This window comes from Pseudomonas xanthosomatis, from assembly GCF_019139835.1.
In the GTDB taxonomy this organism is placed as follows: domain Bacteria; phylum Pseudomonadota; class Gammaproteobacteria; order Pseudomonadales; family Pseudomonadaceae; genus Aquipseudomonas; species Aquipseudomonas fakonensis.
In genome coordinates this window covers 2596293-2614358 of record NZ_CP077075.1, presented here as the reverse complement: position 1 = coordinate 2614358, position 18066 = coordinate 2596293, and the positions used below count along the sequence as shown (strand labels likewise).

At 64.1% G+C, this 18066-nt stretch carries 13 protein-coding genes; 4 read left to right on the top strand and 9 right to left on the bottom strand.

Annotated elements, in window-relative coordinates; all coding sequences use genetic code 11:
• Positions 1-12 precede the first annotated feature (12 nt).
• On the top strand, positions 13-1224 hold the full coding sequence (locus tag KSS93_RS11630) for a nitrate/nitrite transporter (RefSeq protein WP_217888384.1): 1212 nt from the start codon (positions 13-15) through the stop codon (positions 1222-1224).
• A complete protein-coding gene (locus KSS93_RS11625; RefSeq protein WP_217888383.1) occupies positions 1221-2879 on the top strand; it encodes a bifunctional protein-serine/threonine kinase/phosphatase in 1659 nt (552 codons plus the stop codon). The genes KSS93_RS11630 and KSS93_RS11625 overlap by 4 nt, the downstream gene beginning before the upstream one ends.
• 102 nt (positions 2880-2981) lie before the next feature.
• Here KSS93_RS11625 and KSS93_RS11620 read toward each other — a convergent pair whose 3' ends face one another.
• The 8 genes from KSS93_RS11620 to ppsA form a co-directional block, all read right to left on the bottom strand.
• Entirely contained in the window at positions 2982-4016 is a 1035-nt protein-coding gene (locus KSS93_RS11620; RefSeq protein ID WP_217842516.1) for an OmpA family protein, read from the bottom strand.
• Positions 4017-4126: 110 nt separating this feature from the next.
• Complete coding sequence (sigX, locus tag KSS93_RS11615; RefSeq protein WP_196146931.1) at positions 4127-4693, bottom strand: RNA polymerase sigma factor SigX; 567 nt, start codon at positions 4691-4693, stop codon at positions 4127-4129.
• Between the two features lie 113 nt (positions 4694-4806).
• Entirely contained in the window at positions 4807-5631 is an 825-nt protein-coding gene (locus tag KSS93_RS11610) for a mechanosensitive ion channel family protein (RefSeq protein WP_217888382.1), read from the bottom strand.
• Between the two features lie 2 nt (positions 5632-5633).
• Positions 5634-5897: a CrfX protein gene (locus KSS93_RS11605; protein ID WP_217842514.1), complete on the bottom strand. Its 264-nt coding sequence runs from the start codon at positions 5895-5897 to the stop codon at positions 5634-5636.
• Between the two features lie 185 nt (positions 5898-6082).
• Positions 6083-7078, bottom strand: a complete 996-nt coding sequence (cmaX, locus tag KSS93_RS11600; protein WP_217888381.1) for a divalent cation transporter CmaX — start codon at positions 7076-7078, stop codon at positions 6083-6085.
• 27 nt (positions 7079-7105) lie between these two features.
• Positions 7106-7597, bottom strand: coding sequence for a ribonuclease E activity regulator RraA (gene rraA, locus KSS93_RS11595; protein WP_217888380.1), 492 nt, complete (start codon positions 7595-7597; stop codon positions 7106-7108).
• A 184-nt stretch (positions 7598-7781) separates the two neighbouring features.
• On the bottom strand, positions 7782-8774 hold the full coding sequence (locus tag KSS93_RS11590; RefSeq protein ID WP_217888379.1) for an alpha/beta fold hydrolase: 993 nt from the start codon (positions 8772-8774) through the stop codon (positions 7782-7784).
• Between the two features lie 157 nt (positions 8775-8931).
• A complete protein-coding gene (gene ppsA, locus KSS93_RS11585) occupies positions 8932-11307 on the bottom strand; it encodes a phosphoenolpyruvate synthase (RefSeq protein ID WP_217888378.1) in 2376 nt (791 codons plus the stop codon).
• A gap of 180 nt (positions 11308-11487) precedes the next feature.
• On the opposite strand from ppsA, the gene ppsR reads away from it, so the two are divergent.
• A complete protein-coding gene (gene ppsR / locus KSS93_RS11580) occupies positions 11488-12306 on the top strand; it encodes a posphoenolpyruvate synthetase regulatory kinase/phosphorylase PpsR (protein ID WP_217888377.1) in 819 nt (272 codons plus the stop codon).
• Positions 12307-12507: 201 nt separating this feature from the next.
• Here the strand turns inward: ppsR and KSS93_RS11575 are convergent, their stop codons facing one another.
• On the bottom strand, positions 12508-17373 hold the full coding sequence (locus KSS93_RS11575; RefSeq protein WP_217888376.1) for an NAD-glutamate dehydrogenase: 4866 nt from the start codon (positions 17371-17373) through the stop codon (positions 12508-12510).
• Positions 17374-17712: 339 nt separating this feature from the next.
• Between KSS93_RS11575 and KSS93_RS11570 the strand changes: the two genes are divergently transcribed.
• Positions 17713-18066: a hypothetical protein gene (locus tag KSS93_RS11570; RefSeq protein WP_217888375.1), complete on the top strand. Its 354-nt coding sequence runs from the start codon at positions 17713-17715 to the stop codon at positions 18064-18066.

Below are 18066 nucleotides of genomic sequence, written 5' to 3'. Positions count from 1 at the left end.
ACGAGGTGTTCGATGAATACGAGCTTCTGGAAATCCGGGCATGTGCCCACGCTGTTCGCCGCCTTCTTGTATTTCGATCTGAGCTTCATGGTCTGGTACCTGCTCGGCCCCCTGGCGGTGCAGATTGCCGCCGACCTGCAACTGACTGCCCAACAGCGGGGCCTGATGGTCGCCACGCCGATTCTGGCAGGCGCCATACTGCGTTTTGTCATGGGCGTGCTGGTGGACCGCTTGTCACCCAAGACTGCCGGGCTGATCGGCCAGGTGATCGTCATCGTCGCCCTGGCCTGCGCCTGGCACCTGGGCATACATACCTATGAACAGGCGCTGCTGCTGGGCGTGTTCCTCGGCGTCGCCGGCGCTTCGTTCGCCGTGTCGCTACCGCTGGCCTCGCAATGGTACCCGCCGCAGCACCAAGGCAAGGCCATGGGTATCGCTGGCGCCGGCAACTCGGGCACGGTGTTCGCCGCGCTGCTGGCCCCGCTGCTGGCGGCGGGTTTTGGCTGGAACAACGTGTTCGGTTTTGCCCTGCTGCCACTGCTGCTGACCCTCGCGCTGTTCGCCCTGCTGGCGCGCAACGCCCCGCAGCGCCCCAAGCCCAAGGCCATGGCCGACTATCTCAAAGCTTTGGGTGACCGCGACAGCTGGTGGTTCATGTTCTTCTACAGCGTCACCTTCGGCGGCTTCATCGGCCTGGCCAGCGCCCTGCCCGGCTACTTCAGCGACCAGTACGGCCTGAGCCCGATCACTGCCGGCTACTACACCGCCGCCTGCGTGTTCGCCGGCAGCCTGATGCGCCCACTGGGCGGCGCACTGGCCGACCGCTTCGGCGGTATCCGCACCTTGCTGGCGATGTACAGCGTGGCGGCCCTGTGCATCGCTGCAGTCGGTTTCAACCTGCCCAGCGCGGCGGCGGCCCTGGGGTTGTTCGTCAGTGCCATGCTCGGCCTGGGTGCCGGTAACGGTGCGGTGTTCCAACTGGTGCCGCAGCGTTTTCGCCAGGAGATCGGCGTGATGACCGGGCTGATCGGCATGGCCGGCGGCATCGGTGGCTTCCTGCTGGCAGCCGGCCTTGGCACCATCAAGCAGCACACCGGTGACTATCAACTGGGCCTGTGGCTGTTCGCAAGCCTTGGCGTGCTGGCCTGGTTCGGCCTGTATGGGGTCAAGCAGCGCTGGCGCACCACCTGGGGCTCGGCGACGGTGACCGCGGCGCGGGTATGAGCCTGCGCCTGAGCTTCGCCCAAGCCACCGCCACCGGCCCGCGGGAGGAAAACCAGGACGCCCTGCGTCTGGTTACCCCGGCGCCGGAGCTGGCTGCCAGCAAGGGCTACCTGTTCGCCCTTGCCGACGGCGTCAGCCAATGTGCCGATGGCGGGCTGGCGGCACGGGCCAGCTTGCAGGCGCTGGCCCTGGACTATTACGCCACCCCCGCCACCTGGGGGGTGGCCCAGGCCCTGGACAAACTGCTGCTGGCGCAGAACCGCTGGCTGCGCGCCCAAGGCAGTGGCCAGCCGCTGCTCACCACCCTCAGCGCCCTGGTGCTGCGCGGCCGGCGCTTCACCCTGGCGCATGTCGGTGATTGCCGCGTGTACCGCTGGCATGAAGGGCGCCTGCAGTGCCTGAGCGAAGACCATGTTTGGGACCAGCCAGGCATGCAGCATGTGCTCAAACGGGCCCTGGGCCTGGACCAGCACCTGCTGGTGGACTACCTGGACGGCGAGCTGCATGAAGGCGAATGCTTCGTGCTGCTGAGCGATGGCGTGTGGGCCAGCCTGGGCGACCAGCGCATCCACAGCATCCTGCGCGAGCACCCAAACCTGCAGGAGGCGGCGAACACCCTGGTGGCCACCGCCCACCACAGTGGCAGCCAGGACAACGCCAGCGCCTTGCTGGTGCAGGTCGACGGCCTGGGTGCCGGCAACCTGGGCGACACCTTGGCGCAGTTGCAGCACTGGCCGCTGCCCGGCGCCCTGCGCGAGGGCCAGGTGATCGATGGCTGGCGCATCGACGGCGTACTGGCGCAGAGCCGCCAGTCGCTGCTGTACCGGGTACGCGACCCACAAGGCCAAGCCTGGCTGCTCAAAACCTTGCCCACAGCCCGTGAAGACGAACCCGGCGCGGCCCAGGCGCTGCTGCTGGAAGAATGGTTTCTGCGCCGGGTCGCCGGCCGCCACTTCCCCGAAGTGCACCCGGCCAGCCAGCGCCAGCACCTTTATTACCTGATGCGCGAATACCCCGGTGCGACCTTGGCAGGGCAGCCGCCGTTGCCGCTGGCGCAATGGCTGGAAGTCGCCCGCCAGTTGCTGCAGGCGGTGGGCGTGCTGCACCGGCGTAACCTGCTGCACCGCGATATCAAGCCGGACAACCTGCACCTGGGCAGCGATGGCCAGCTGCGCCTGCTGGACTTCGGGCTGGCCTACTGCCCGGGGCTTTGCGAGGATCAACCCCACAGTTTGCCGGGCACCCCGTCGTTCATTGCCCCGGAAGCCTTCGATGGCCTGCCGCCCGGGCCGCGTCAGGACCTGTACGCCGCAGGTGTCAGCCTTTATTACCTGCTGACCGGCCATTACCCCTACGGCGAGGTCGAGGCGTTCCAGCGGCCGCGTTTCGGCACTGCGGTCAACCCTGCGCGCTACCGCCCGGACTTGCCCGAGTGGCTGCAGCGCAACCTGTTGCAGGCCGTGACAGCGGACCCGGCGCAACGCTTCGAAACGGCCGAGCAGTGGTTGTTGCTGCTGGAACGGGGTGACCGCCAGGAGCTGGCCGAGCGGCCACGGCCGTTGCTGGAGCGCGAGCCGCTGAAGGTGTGGCGCACGCTGGGGTTGCTGTCGTTGCTGTTGAATTTGGTGTTGTTGCTGGTGTTGCTCAAGCACTGAAATCAGCGCCGCTCCTACAGGGGGAAGAGAACTGCCCGCCGAGAAATCACAGGCAAAGAAAAACCCGGCCGAGGCCGGGTTTTTCGTCAAGCTTCAAACCAATTACTTGGCCTGGGCTTCTACCTGAGCTTCTACGCGACGGTTAACGGCGCGGCCAGCTTCGGTGGCGTTGTCGGCAACCGGACGGGTCTCACCGTAGCCAACCGAGTCAACACGGTTGGATTCGATGCCGTACTGCTGGGTCAGGACCTGCTTGACAGCGTTGGCACGACGCTCGGACAGCTTCTGGTTGTAAGCGTCTGGGCCGACGGAGTCAGTGTGACCTTCCACGGTGGTGGTGGTCTGCGGGTACTGCTTCATGAAGTCAGCCAGGTTCTTGATGTCGCCGTAGCTGTTTGGCTTGACGACCGACTTGTCGAAGTCGAACTTGACGTCCAGCTCAACGCGAACGACTTCGGCAACAGCCGGGCAGCCATCGGCGTCAACGGTGACGTTGGCCGGGGTGTCCGGGCACTTGTCGACGTTGTCGCAAACGCCGTCGTTGTCGCTGTCGGAGCAAACTTCTGCTACTGGAGCAGGAGCGGCTTCGGCGTGCTTCGGGCTACCGCCGAAGTTCAGGCCAACACCAACGCTCGGGGCCCACTCGGTGTCACCCTGGTCGATGTTGTACTGGGCTTCAACGCCGGCACGGGCGTAGAACATGTCGGTGATGTACCACTTGGCGCCAGCGCCAACGTTGGCGAAGGTCGACTGGTTACGACCGCCACGGCCGGTCTGGCCCAGGGACTGGTGCGAGAAACCTGCCGATACGTACGGACGGATGGCGTCGTACGGGTTGTTGAAGTGGTAAACGGCGTCCAGGGCGGTGTTCGAGCCCTTGATGTTCTTGCCGTCGTCGCCACGAGCGTTGTGCACTTCGTCGTAGCCCAGACGCAGTTCAACGTCGTCGGTCAGGAAGTAACCGATCGAGCCGCCGAACAGGTTGCCGTCGTTTTTGAAGTCGCGCTGGCTGTCGAAGAATTCTTTCTTGTAGAAGCCTTCAACCTCAACGGCGCCTTGACCTTGTGCCAGAGCGCCGAACGAAGCGGCAGCTACAAGCGAACCAATGGCCAAGCCCAAGGTGTTTTTCAATTTCATCCGTTAAATCCCCATCTGGTGATAGTTAAGCAGTCCCACCAAAATCCGGGGGACAACTCGACGGCAAGTCTAGCAGAACTCGCCGATTCGTTTGAGCTATTTGCTGGCCACTAAGTTTCAGTCAGGCCTGCAAATTTCTCGCGAAGCTTGTCGAGCGCACGTTTGTAACGCATTTTCGTGGCGCTCAGGCCCATGTGCATGATGTCGGCGATCTCCTGGAATTCCAGCTCCGCGACAAATCGCAGCACCAGGATTTCACGGTCGATCGGGTTGACGTGCACCAGCCATTTATCCAGCCCGCCTTTTTCTTCAGGCTTCGGTGCCTTGTCCTCGGACGCCTCTTCGACAGGGTCCAGGCTCAGGGCATCCATCAACCGTCGCTTGCGACGCTCCTTGCGGTACTGGGTGATGCATTCGTTGTAGGTGATGCTGTAGAGCCAGGTTTTGAACTTGGATTTGCCCTCGAAGTTCTTCAACCCGTACAACACTTTCAGCATCACCTCCTGACAGACATCGTCGGCATCGCGGTCGTTCCCCAAATAACGCGCACACACGTTGAACAGCGTGCGCTGGTAGCGCCGCATGAGCTCTTCATAGGCGCGGGTAACGTGAAACAGCTCCTCATGCGAACGCGCCACCAACTCCTCGTCGGTGAGTGCTCGGGGGTCGTAGCGCATGGGCGGCGAGTGGTCTTTGTTCAAACGGTTCAGGCCGACAGTCAGGTCAATGTCGCCGCTCGGCCCGTCGGGGCCGAATTTTGCGGCGGCATACATTAACAGCTTTTGCTCGCTCAGCGGCTATTCACGCGTTGCTCGAGCAATACACGGTTGGACAGCGACACCAGCTCGCCCTCATCGGTCAGCAGCACCGTCTTGACCGTGCCGATCTCCTCGATGTGGCCTTCGACCTCGCCAATCTGCACGTGCTGGCCCACCTGGTAGAGTTCACGCACGTAAATGCCGGCCAGAATCTGCCCAGCAATTTCACGGCTGCCCAGGCCCATGGCCAGCGCAACGGCCAGACCAACGGTAATCAGGCCGATGACGATCACGTGGTTGAGCAGGTCGGTCTTGACCTCCAGCTGGCTGATCGCCACCGAGATGGCGATGATGATCACCAGCCCCTGGACGATACGCCCCAAGCCCGCCGAGTACTCAAGGCCAATGCCTTCGGCTGCGCCGCGGGTCAGGCCGTTGGCCACCTGGGCCAGCAGCACGCCGGCCAGCAGCACCAGCGCTGCGCCGAACACCTTGGGCAGGTACAGGGCAAGCATGTCGAGCGTGGCCGAAACCCGCTCAAGGCCGAGGGATTCGGCGGCAGAGACGAGGAAGATCAGCAGCACGAACCAGTAGACGATCTTGCCGATCAGGGTCGAGATGGGTACCTGGATGCCGACCCGGGCCAGCATTTTAGTCAGCCCGGTGCCGCTCATCAGGCGGTCCAGGCCAAACTTGGCAAGCAGTTTCGACAACAGGGTGTCCAGCAGCTTCGCCACGACGAAGCCCAACAGCACCACCACCAGCGCGCCGAACAGGTTGGGGATGAAGTTCGCCACCTTGGTCCAAAGGGCAGTCATGGCGGTGACCAGACTCTGGGTCCAGAGATCGAGTTCCATATTCAATCGGCCTTATCTACAGTGCTGCCAGCGGCAGGTTTGCGGGTAGCGTTGCGTCGCACCGGCGCAACATGCGCCGAGCCATTGTTGACGGCGATCAGCAGCGCCTGGCTCCAACGGCCAAGCAGGCTGAACAGATCGCCCGCGCCCACCTGGCGGTTGGCGGTCTTGAGTACGCGGCCCAGGCAAGCGGCGTCGTCACGGTCCTGGCCGGACGGCGACGCCTTGAGCAGGTCACGCAGGGATTCTTCGAACGGATCGTGCATGTGCACCTCACGCAGTGTCAGTCAGAGACGAGGTGGCCGGGCAATCGGTCACACATTGCCCACGGGCACAGGTTGCAAAATCGATCTGAGCCGGCTTCTTCGCGGGCGAGCCCGTTCCCACACCATTACGCAAACCCTGTGGGAGCGGGCTTGCCCGGGAAGAGGCCGGCACAGGTGCAGGCTGTCTATACCCACCGCAACCTGCGGAACAACCACCACTGCCCCACTGCCAGCCCCAGCACGATCAGGCTGGCGAACAAGAAGCCATATGGGCTGCTGGAGCCCGGAATCCCGCCCACGTTGATCCCCAGCAAACCGGTAACGAAGCTCATGGGCAAGAAGATGCAGGTGATGATGCCGAAGCGGTACATGGTCCGGTTCATCCGCTCGCTGCGCCGCCGGTCCTCGCTCTCCAGTACCAGTGCAGCGCGCTCGCGGGCCAGCTCCAACTCTTCGAGGTAGCGGATCAGGCTGTTGTTCAGCTCGTTCCAGTAGTCGCCGTCGGGGTCGGCGAACCAGCTGCACTTGTTGCGCGACAGCTGTGCGTATATGTCCCGTTGCGGCGCCAGAAAGCGGCGCAGACCGGCGGCGCGACGGCGTATCTGCTGCAAGCTGCCGTGCTCGGGCGTATACCGTTCGTCGGCTTCCACCTTCTCTTCTTCTTCATCGACGGCCTCGGACAGGTCGCTGACCAGCGCCTGGACCTTTTCAGTCAGCAGTTCGCCCATCAACAACAACAGTTCAGAGGCCGACTTCGGCCCCCTGCCCTCTTCAAGTTGCTGCAACACCTCGTCACTGGCGCGCAACGGCCGCAGGCGCAACGAGATCACCCGCCGCGCCTCGGCAAAGATGCGTACCGAGACCATGTCTTCGGGCTCGGCACCGGGGTTGAGGTTGACCCCGCGCAGGAACAAAAGCATCTGCTCGTCGGCCATCTGCAACAGGCGCGGGCGGGTGTTCTCTTCCAGCAGCAGGTCACAGGCAAACGCACTCAGGCCACTGTCCTGCAGCAGCCAGGTGCGTGTCTGGGGGTGGCTGCGGTCCCAGTGCAACCACAGGCTTTCCTGGGCCTGCAACTGCAGGCCGTCCAGCTCGGTGCGGGCGATGGACCGTGCGCCGCCCTTCCCGTCGAGCACCAGGGCATGCACCAGGCCCCACTGCGCGTTGTCTTCCTCGAACATCAAAGCTCCATCAGCGCGCGCGGCGCGTCACTCCGGCATTTTCAGCGGGCTTGGCGAGACGATCACGCCGTTGTTGTCGGCATAGAGGTATTCACCCGGGCGGAAGGTCACGCCGGCGAAGGTCACCGCAACGTTCAAGTCACCGATACCGCGCTTGTCGGTCTTCAGCGGGTGGCTGGCCAGGGCTTGCACACCGACGTCGGTCTGGATCAGCACATCGACATCGCGTACGCAGCCGTAGATCACCAGGCCTTCCCAGCCATTCTTGGCGGCCTTTTCAGCCAGCATGTCACCCAGCAGCGCCCGGCGCAGCGAACCGCCGCCGTCAACCACCAGCACCTTGCCCTTGCCGTCGAGCTCAACCTGCTCTTTGACCAGCGAGTTGTCTTCATGGCACTTGATGGTGACGATCTGGCCACCGAAGGAGTCGCGGCCACCGAAGTTGCTGAACATGGGTTCGAGCACCTGCACCAGGTCCGGGTAGGCGTCGCAGAGGTCAGGCGTTACGTAATGCTGCATGGGAAGCTCCTGTCAGTCACAACGAAAGCGGATGTGAGGGCAAGGCTACACCGCCAGGGCACGGCAGTCATCCGGGACCAGGCAGTCAGTTTGGTGTTTGCCGGTGCCGCCCTCTTCGCGGGCAAGCCCGCTCCCACAGGTTTGCACAACCCTGTGGAAGCGGGCTTGCCCGCGAAGAGCCCGCTCAGGCGACCGCCACCGGCTCAGCCACCACGGTCGACGGATGCACCGCCAGCCGCGGGTCGCTCAGCCAGCGTGCCACCAGCGGCCACACCTGTGCCTGCGCCGCCTTGCTGACCAGCATGTCGACATGCCCGAAAGCATCGAAACCTTCCTCGCGCCCCAGGCGCAAGAACTGCTTGCTGTCGCCACCAAACTGCTCGAATAGCTTGCGACAAGCCCATACCGGGTCCTGGAAGTCACCGGCACCGGCCACCGCCAGCAACGGCACCTCGACCTCGGCCAGGCCCGCCCACCAGTCACTGTGCTTGTCGCCAAAGCGCCCGAACAGGCCGTTCCAGCGCAGGCTCTCCAGCGCAAGGCCGATCGGCTCGTCTTCCGGGCCACGCTTGAGCCGGCTGCCGGAAATCTGCGCAAAGCGCTTGAGCAGCAGCTTCGCCCCCCAGGCCACCGGCGGCACTTTCAAGGGCCAGTAAACCCGGCTGACCTGGGCGCCGAACAACGCCGCGCTGGCCACCCGCTGCGGCTCCAGGTAACCGCCGCCCAAGGCAGCGGCGAGTGTGGTGCCGCCCAACGAGTGGCCCAGCCAGTGTGGCGCCTGGCCGGTTTGCTCGTGCACGAAGGCACCGATTACCGGCAAATCGTAGCGGGCGTAGTCGGCCACCTGGTTGTGGCGCCAGTCACGATTGCGCGGCGACAGGCCGTGGCCGCGCATTTCCGGGACCCAAACATCGAACCCGGCGCGCACCAGGTAGGCGCCAAGGCCCACGCCCTTGGGCGAGAACCAGAACCGCCGGTTGGAAAAGCTGCCATGCAGGAGAATGACCGGCGCGCCCTGGGCACGGCTCTGGTCGGCAAGGCCCAGGCGGGTAACGGCAATTTCGACGCTGGCATCGGGGCTGTTGCCGGCCTTGATCCGGTAGACGTCTTCGCTGAGGTCGCCGCGGCGCTCGGCACTGAGCAACGCGACGGGGAATTGGGTGCTGCTGCTTTGCATGGGTTCACAAACTTTTAGAAGATGAAAACGTGGGAGCGGGCTTGCCCCGCGATGGCGTCAGGCCAGGCGACATTAGTGTCGGCGCTGACGCCATCGCGGGGCAAGCCCGCTCCCACGAATCGATTCAGAGGCGCGGCACGCGCCCCCGATCAGTACATCAGGCCGCGCCCTGGCCCTCGGCCAGGAAGAACCAGGTCTCGAGTACCGAGTCCGGGTTCAGCGACACGCTTTCGATGCCCTGTTCCATCAGCCACTTGGCCAGGTCCGGGTGGTCCGAGGGCCCCTGGCCGCAGATGCCGATGTACTTGCCGGCCTTGTTGCAGGCGGCAATGGCGTTGGCCAGCAGCTTCTTCACCGCTGGATTTCGCTCATCGAACAGGTGGGCGATGATGCCCGAATCGCGGTCCAGGCCCAAGGTCAGCTGGGTCAGGTCGTTCGAGCCGATCGAGAAGCCGTCGAAGTACTCGAGGAACTCTTCGGCCAGAATGGCGTTGGACGGCAGCTCGCACATCATGATCACGCGCAGGCCGTTGTCGCCACGGGCCAGGCCGTTTTCGGCGAGCAGGTCGACCACCTGGCTGGCCTCGCCCAGGGTGCGCACGAACGGCACCATGATCTCGACGTTGGTCAGGCCCATCTCGTTGCGCACGCGCTTCAGCGCACGGCACTCAAGCTCGAAGCAGTCACGGAACGACTCGCTGATGTAGCGCGAAGCGCCACGGAAGCCCAGCATCGGGTTTTCTTCTTCCGGCTCGTACAGTTTGCCGCCGATCAGGTTGGCGTACTCGTTGGACTTGAAGTCCGACAGGCGCACGATGACCTTTTTCGGGTAGAAGGCCGCCGCCAGGGTGCTGATGCCCTCGACCAGCTTCTCGACATAGAAGCCGACCGGGTCGTTGTAGCCGGCAATGCGCTTGTCGACGCTGTCTTTAAGCTCCGGCGGCAGGCCTGCGTAGTTCAGCAGCGCCTTGGGGTGCACGCCGATCATGCGGTTGATGATGAACTCAAGCCGCGCCAGCCCCACACCTTCGTTGGGCAGTTGGGCGAAGTCGAAGGCGCGGTCCGGGTTGCCGACGTTCATCATGATCTTGAACGGCAGCTCCGGCATGGCGTCCACCGAGTTCTGGCGGATGTCGAAGCCAAGCTCCCCTTCGAAGATATAGCCGGTGTCGCCTTCGGCGCAGGACACAGTCACGCCCTGGCCGTCTTTGAGCACCTGGGTGGCGTTGCCGCAACCGACCACCGCCGGGATACCCAGCTCACGGGCGATGATCGCCGCGTGGCAGGTACGCCCGCCGCGGTTGGTGACGATGGCGCTGGCGCGCTTCATCACCGGTTCCCAGTCCGGGTCGGTCATGTCCGACACCAGCACGTCGCCCGGCTGCACCTTGTCCATTTCGGACACGTCGTTGATCACGCGGACCTTGCCGGCGCCGATGCGCTGGCCGATGGCGCGGCCTTCGACCAGTACGGTGCCCTTCTCTTTAAGCAGGTAGCGCTCCATCACATTGGCGCTGGCGCGGCTCTTCACCGTTTCAGGGCGTGCCTGAACGATGTACAGCTTGCCGTCGTCACCGTCCTTGGCCCACTCGATGTCCATCGGGCGCTGGTAGTGCTGCTCGATGATCATGGCTTGCTTGGCCAGATCAACGACTTCGTCGTCGCTCAGGCAGAAGCGCGCACGCTCAGCACGGTCAACCTCGACGGTCTTGACCGAACGGCCGGCCTTGGCTTCTTCGCCATAGACCATCTTGATCGCCTTGCTGCCCAGGTTGCGGCGCAGGATGGCCGGGCGGCCGGCCTGCAGGGTGTTCTTGTGCACGTAGAATTCGTCGGGGTTGACCGCACCCTGCACCACGGTTTCGCCCAGGCCGTAGGCGCCGGTGATGAACACCACATCGCGGAAGCCCGACTCGGTGTCCAGGGTGAACATCACGCCGGCGGTGCCGGTTTCGGAGCGGACCATGCGCTGCACGCCGGCCGACAGGGCGACCAGCTTGTGGTCGAAGCCCTGGTGCACGCGGTAGGAGATGGCGCGGTCGTTGAACAGCGAGGCGAACACTTCCTTGGCCGCGCGGATGACGTTGTCGACGCCGCGGATGTTGAGGAAAGTTTCCTGCTGGCCGGCGAACGAGGCGTCCGGCAGGTCTTCGGCAGTGGCCGAGGAGCGCACGGCCACGGCCATGTTGTCGTTGCCGCCTGCCATTTCGGCGAAGGCGGTGCGGATCTCGGCGTCCAGGCGCGCCGGGAACTCGGCCTCCATGACCCACTGACGGATTTGCGCGCCGGTCTTGGCCAGGGCGTTGACGTCATCGACATCCAGCGCGTCGAGCGCGGCGTGGATCTTGTCGTTCAGGCCGCTCTGCTCGAGGAAGTCGCGGTACGCCTGAGCCGTAGTGGCAAAGCCGCCCGGCACCGATACGCCGGCGCCGGCAAGATTGCTGATCATCTCGCCCAGGGATGCGTTCTTGCCCCCCACATGCTCCACATCATGGACGCCGAGCTTATCGAGGGAAACTACGTACTCTACCAAGGTGATCTCTCCACTAACTGTGTTGGAAAAGCTCAATGGCGCCCGCCTGTCGGCTCTGCGACTGGGCCGGGCGCTGGTGGCCTGGACCTGGAAAATAAGTGAGAATGCCGAGCAACCGCGTTCGGCAAACCGAACCTATCATATCCAGAAACATTCAGCAGCTTAAGGCCCCTGGCGCAAATGAAACGAACCGCGTTCTTCATCTCCGACGGCACCGGCATCACGGCAGAGACCCTGGGGCAAAGCCTGCTCGCTCAATTCGAGAGCATTCCGTTCAATAAATTCACTCGTCCCTACATCGACTCGCTGGACAAGGCCCGGGCCATGGTTCAGCAAATCAACATGGCCGCCGAGCGCGACGGGGTACGCCCGATCATCTTCGATACCATCGTCAACCAGGACATCCGCGAAGTCCTGGCCACATCCAATGGCTTCATGATCGACATCTTCTCGACGTTTTTATCCCCGCTCGAGCAGGAATTGACCGCCCATTCGTCGTATTCGGTGGGCAAGTCTCACTCCATCGGCGGCAATTCCAACTACATGGAGCGCATCGAGGCGGTGAACTTCGCCCTCGACAACGACGACGGCGCGCGCACCCACTACTACGACAAGGCCGACCTGATCCTGGTGGGCGTGTCGCGTTGCGGCAAGACCCCGACCTGTCTGTACATGGCCATGCAGTTCGGCATCCGCGCCGCCAACTACCCGCTTACTGAGGACGACATGGAGCGTCTGCAACTGCCGGCAGTGCTGAAGAAGCACCAGCACAAGCTGTTCGGCCTGACCATCGACCCCGACCGCCTCACCGCCATCCGCCACGAGCGCAAGCCCAACAGCCGCTATTCGAGCTTCGCCCAGTGCGAGTTCGAGGTGCGCGAGGTGGAAAACCTGTTCCGCCGGGAGAACATTCCCAACATCAATTCCACGCATTTTTCGGTGGAGGAAATTTCGGCGAAGATTCTGGTGGAGAAAGGGGTCGAGCGGCGGTTCAAGTAAGCCCCTGCCAACGCGGCCCCCTGTAGGAGCGGCCTTGTGCCGCGAAAGGGCTGCAAAGCAGCCCCGGCGATTCTGCATGATGCCGAGATCCTGGGGCTGCTACGCAGCCCTTTCGCGACACAAGGCCGCTCCTACAGGGGGGCCGCACACAAAAAAACCCCGGCATCACTGCCGGGGCTTTTTCATTTCAAGCTGCACAGCTCAGGACGGCAGCGCCGCCACCTGCCCGCTCATGGCCAGGTCGACCAGCTCGCGGTTGGCCACCGCGTACATCGCATAGTCGGTGCCGGTGGCATTGCGCAAGTCGTCGAGCATCGCGCGCCAGCGCTCGACCATCACCCGGTGCTGCTCGCACCACAGCGCCACGCGCTCATCCATGTCCTGCGGGGCATCGGCCATCTGCAGCACCGAGATGGTAATCGCCCGTTGCTGCAGGTCGATATCGTCGCGGAACGCCTCGCGGGCCAGGGCCTGCCAGTTGTTTTCCACCGGCAGGTTGCTGATTTCCTGCAGGTACCAGGTCAGGTCCAGCGAGCTGCCCACGGCAAAGAACGCCTTGGCCACCTGCGCCGGGTCATGGCCGGTAACGTCGGCCGCCTCGATGATCGGCAGCAAGGTGTACAGGTGGCTGGTGCCGGCCACCATGCGCGCCAGCAACTCCGGTACACCGGCCTCGACAAAGCCCTGGTAGCGGATCATCCAGCGTTCGCGGGTCGGGCCCTCCAGCAGCTCGTCGAGCTTGAGCCCCAGCTGGGCGATCTTCGGCCCGAAGTGGGCGACGTCGCGGCCCGCATCCTGCTCGTTGCGCCGGCTGCGCAGGAACCAGCGGGTGGCGCGGCGGCCCAGGCGCATCAGCTCGTCCATCAGCGTCAGCTGCACCTCTGCCGGCACCTGGTAGTCCAGCGCCTCGATCTGACGGAACCAGTGCGGCAGGTGGAAGATGTCGCGCACGATGACATAGGCACCGGCCACGTTGGCCGGGCTCATGCCGGTGGACTCCTTCAGGCGCTGAACGAAGGTGATGCCCATGTTGTTGACCAGGTCGTTGGCGATCTGGGTGCTGACGATCTCGCGCTTCAAGCGGTGGCGGCGCATGGCCTCGGCGAACTTGCTCACCAGCGACGGCGGGAACGCGGTTTCCATGTCGCGGGTGAGGTAGTCATCGTCGGGCACCAACGACTTGAGCAACTGCTCCTTGAGGTCGATCTTGCTGTACGAGATCAGCACCGACAGCTCGGCACGGGTCAGGCCCTGGCCTGCGGCCAGGCGCTCGGCCAGTTGCTCTTCGCTGGGCAGGAACTCGATGGCGCGGTCCAGTTTGCCGCGGCCTTCGAGGTCGGCCATCAGCCGCTTGTACTCGGCGATCCGCTCGCGGGCGCGACGGGCGGCCAGCGACAGCGCCTGGGTTTGCTTGTAGTTGTTGCCCAGCACCAGGGCCGCAACCTCGTCGGTCATGCTGCCCAGCAGCTGGTTGCGCTGCTTCTCGGTCATGTCGCCACCCTGCACCACTTCGTTGAGCAGGATCTTGATGTTGACCTCGTGGTCGGAGCAGTCCACGCCACCGGCGTTGTCGATGAAGTCGGTGTTGGTGGCGCCGCCGTGCAGGCCGAACTCGACACGGCCCAACTGGGTCATGCCCAGGTTGCCGCCCTCGCCCACCACCTTGCAGCGCAGTTCGTTGCCATTGACCCGCAGGGCATCGTTGGCCTTGTCGCCGACATCGGCGTGGCTTTCAGTGCTGGCCTTGACGTAAGTACCGATACCGCCGTTCCACAGCAGGTCCACCGGCGCCTTGAGCAGCGCGTGCAGCAGCTCGGTCGGGGTCAGGCGGTCGGCCTCGATGGCGAAGCGTTCCTTCATCTGCGGGCTGATGGCGATGCTCTTGGCACTGCGCGGGAAGATCCCGCCGCCTTCGGACATGATGCTGGTGTCGTAGTCACTCCAGGCCGAGCGCGGCAGGTCGAACAGGCGCTGACGCTCCTTGAAGCTGCTGGCAGGCTCCGGGTTGGGGTCGATGAAGATGTGCAGGTGGTTGAACGCCGCCACCAGTTGCAGCTTGTCGGACATCAGCAGGCCGTTGCCGAACACGTCACCGGCCATGTCGCCAACGCCGATGACGGTGACCGGGTCTTGCTGCACGTTGATGCCGCGTTCGCGGAAGTGGCGTTGCACGCCGACCCAGGCGCCACGGGCAGTGATACCCATCTTCTTGTGATCGTAACCGGCCGAGCCGCCCGAGGCGAAGGCGTCGCCCAGCCAGAAGCCGTAGTCGATGGCGATGCCGTTGGCGATGTCGGAGAAAGTCGCGGTGCCTTTGTCCGCCGCCACCACCAGGTACGGGTCGTCATCGTCATGGCGCACCACGTTGGCCGGCGGCACCACACCGCCGTCCTTGAGGTTGTCGGTGATGTCGAGCAGGCCGCTGATGAAGATGCGGTAGCACGCCACGCCCTCGGCGGCGATCTCGTCGCGGCTGCCGCCCAGCGGCAGGCGCCGCGGTAGGAAGCCGCCCTTGGCGCCCACCGGCACGATGACCGAGTTCTTCACCTGCTGCGCCTTGACCAGGCCCAGCACTTCGGTGCGGAAGTCTTCCTCGCGGTCCGACCAGCGCAGGCCGCCGCGGGCGACATTGCCAAAGCGCAGGTGCACGCCCTCGACCCGTGGCGAATAGACGAAAATTTCGAACTTGGGCACCGGCTTGGGCAGCTCGGGGATCAGCTTGGGGTTGAACTTGAAGCTGAAGTACGACTTGTTCTGGCCGTTGGCGTCCGGCTGGTAGAAGTTGGTGCGCAGGGTGGCCTTGATCAGGTCCAGGTAGCGGCGCAGGATGCGGTCCTCGTTGAGCACCTGGACGTCGTCCAGGGCGGTGAGGATGGCCTGTTCCAGGCGCAGCTGCTTGTCGTCGAGGTCTTCCTGGGTGAGCTTGCGCGCCAGGTAGAAGCGGGTCTTGAACAACCGGGTCAGCTCGCGGGCGATGTCGGTATGGTTGTTCAGGGTGCTGGCGATGTAACCCAGGTCAAAGCCCAGGCGGATCTGCTTGAGGTAGCGGGCGTAGGCGCGCAGCAACGCCACATCGCGCCACGGCAGGCCGGCGGTGAGCACAAGGCGGTTGAAGGCGTCGTTTTCGGCGTCGCCCTTGACGATGTGAACGAAGGCGTCCTGGAACGTATCGTTGAGCTGCTGGATATCCAGGTTCAGGCCTTCGCTGTAGGTGAAGGCGAAGTCGTGAATCCAGAACTCGCGCCCGCTTGCGTGGCGCAGGCGGTAGGGGAACTCGCCGAGCACGCGCAGGCCGAGGTTTTCCAGGATCGGCAGCACGTCCGACAGCGCCAGCGGCGTATCGGCGTGGTACAGCTTGCAATGCAACTGGCGTTCACCCAACTGCGTGAGCGGCTGGTAGAAGCTCATGGCCAGCGGCTTGGCCTCGGACAAGCCCAGCACATGCTGCATGTCGACCACCGCCGAGTGCGCGGCAAAACGCTCGCGGTAGCCGGCCGGGAAACCTTTGGGGAAGTCGTCGAGGATATTGGTGCCCTGGGCCTCGCCGAAGTTTTCCACCACCAGCGCCGAGAAGTCGTCCTGCCACGAACGGCAGGCCTGCACCACTTCGTTTTCCAGCTGCTGCGGGTCGATTTCGATGCGGTTTTTCGGGTCGACCCGCAGAATCAGCTGCACACGGGCCAGCACCGACTCGGAGAAGAAGGTCCAGAACTCGCAGTCGGTGGCCTTAAGGCGCTCCATCAGCACCTGCTGGATCTTCTGGCGCACTTCGGTGGAGTAGATTTCCCGTGGCACGTAGGCCAGGCAGTAGCAGAAGCGGCCGTAAGGGTCCTTGCGCAGGAACACGCGGATCTTGTTGCGTTCCTGGATCTGCACGATCGACATGGCCGTGGTGAACAGCTCGTCGATGGGCGTTTGGAACAGGTCGTCGCGGGGCAGCACCTCGAGCACCTGGGCCAGCTCCTTGCCCAGGTGCGCCTTGGCGTCGAAGCCCGAGCGGCGCTCCACTTCAGCGACCTTGCCGCGGATGTAGGGGATGGTGTGCACGCTCTCGCCGTACACCGACGAGGTGTACAGGCCCATGAAGCGGCACTCTTTGATGACCTTGCCGTCGGCGTCGATCTGGCGGATCGACACGTAGTCCGGGTAGGCCGGGCGGTGCACGCGGCTCGGTTGCGAGGCCTTGGCGAACGACAGCAGGCGCGGCTCGCGCAGGTAGGCGACGGCGTAGTCCTCGATGCGCAGGTCATCGGCGCCCAGCCCTGCGCGCAGCAAGCGGGTCAGGCCGAGGAACGAGCCCTCGTCGTACTTCAGGTGGCCGCCGTCGGCGTCGGACTCGACGGTGAATTCCTCGTAGCCGAGGAAGGTGAAGTGGTTGTCCAGCAACCACGACAGGAAGCTTTGTACCTCGGCCTTGTCGTTCTGCGCAGGGCCAAAGGCGTTCTGCTCGACCAGCTCGAGCAACTGGCGAATCTTGGCTTTCATCGGCTCGAAGTCGGCAACCACGCCGCGCACCTCGGCCAGCACCTGTTCCAGCTCCTTGGCCAGGGTGACGAGTTCGGCCGGGTTGGAGCAGCGGTCGATTTCCAGGTACATCAGCGACTCATGGCCCACGCCCTCGCCTTGCGTGCCCTTGGGCAGCAGTTCGAGCAGCTCGCCCTTGGCGCCGCGGCGCACGCTGAGCACAGTGGTTTGCAGGGTGTGGATGCTGTAGCCGCGGCGGTTGAGCTCGGTGCGCACCGAGTCGACCAGAAACGGCAGGTCGTGGTGCAGCACCTCCACCACCGTGTGGGTGGACTGCCAGCCGTGGCGTTCGTAATCAGGGTTGTAGACCCGCACCTGGGGTTGCGCCGGGTCGAAGCGCTCGATGATGCGCCAGGCGGAAAGCGTGCAGCCGGCGAGGTCGGACAGCCGGCGCTGGGTGAGTTCGTCCAGAGAGATGATGCCGAAGAACTGTTCGGCGAACAGTGCCACTTGTGGCAGGGACTGCTCGCTGATGTGCTGGGCCAGGGCTGCTTGCAGTTGGTGCTGGAAGTCGGCTTTGCTGGCTGCGGTGAAAAACGCCATCTGTGGTACTCCGCTTGGGCTTTGTTATAGGTGAAGCGTCGCGTAGGTCCGCCGTGTACGGATCAACGATAGCCAACCCGTAGCAAGCCGGACGGTAAACCAGGCGCTGAACGTGCGTTTGCGCACATCCACCGATGGCGCAGCTTAACGACTGAACGGTCACCGAGGCTTGCAGCGCTGCGACATATTCGGTCAAGACCGCAACCCCGGCCCCTGCAGGCGCCGGCTTGCCGGCGATAAGGCCTGTACCTCCAGCACAACACAATTGCCCTACCGGCATACCCCCGACGCAATCGACGCGGTAGCATGGCGGCCTATTCCCCGAACACAGGCCACGCCATGCAACTGAAAACCGCCCTGCTCTTCGCCACCCCTTGCGATGACGAGGAAGACAACATGGCGACCCTGTGCTGCCACAGCGACAAGGGCCAGATGTTCTTGCTGACCCGCTACCCGGACGAAGACACCGTCGACCTGACCCTGGACGACGAGCCCTCGACGCTGGACGGCCTGAAGGTGACCCTGGGCGCCCAGCGCCTGCTGATCGAAGTGGCGGCCGGCGACCGCGATGCGCTCAAAGGCGATGACAGCCTGGAAATCTTGCTGACCTCGGCCGGCACCGACCTGGAAGAGGTGGCGCTGACCCTGCGCAACATCCTCGACGGTACCGGCACCTTCATCAGCGAGCTCTGA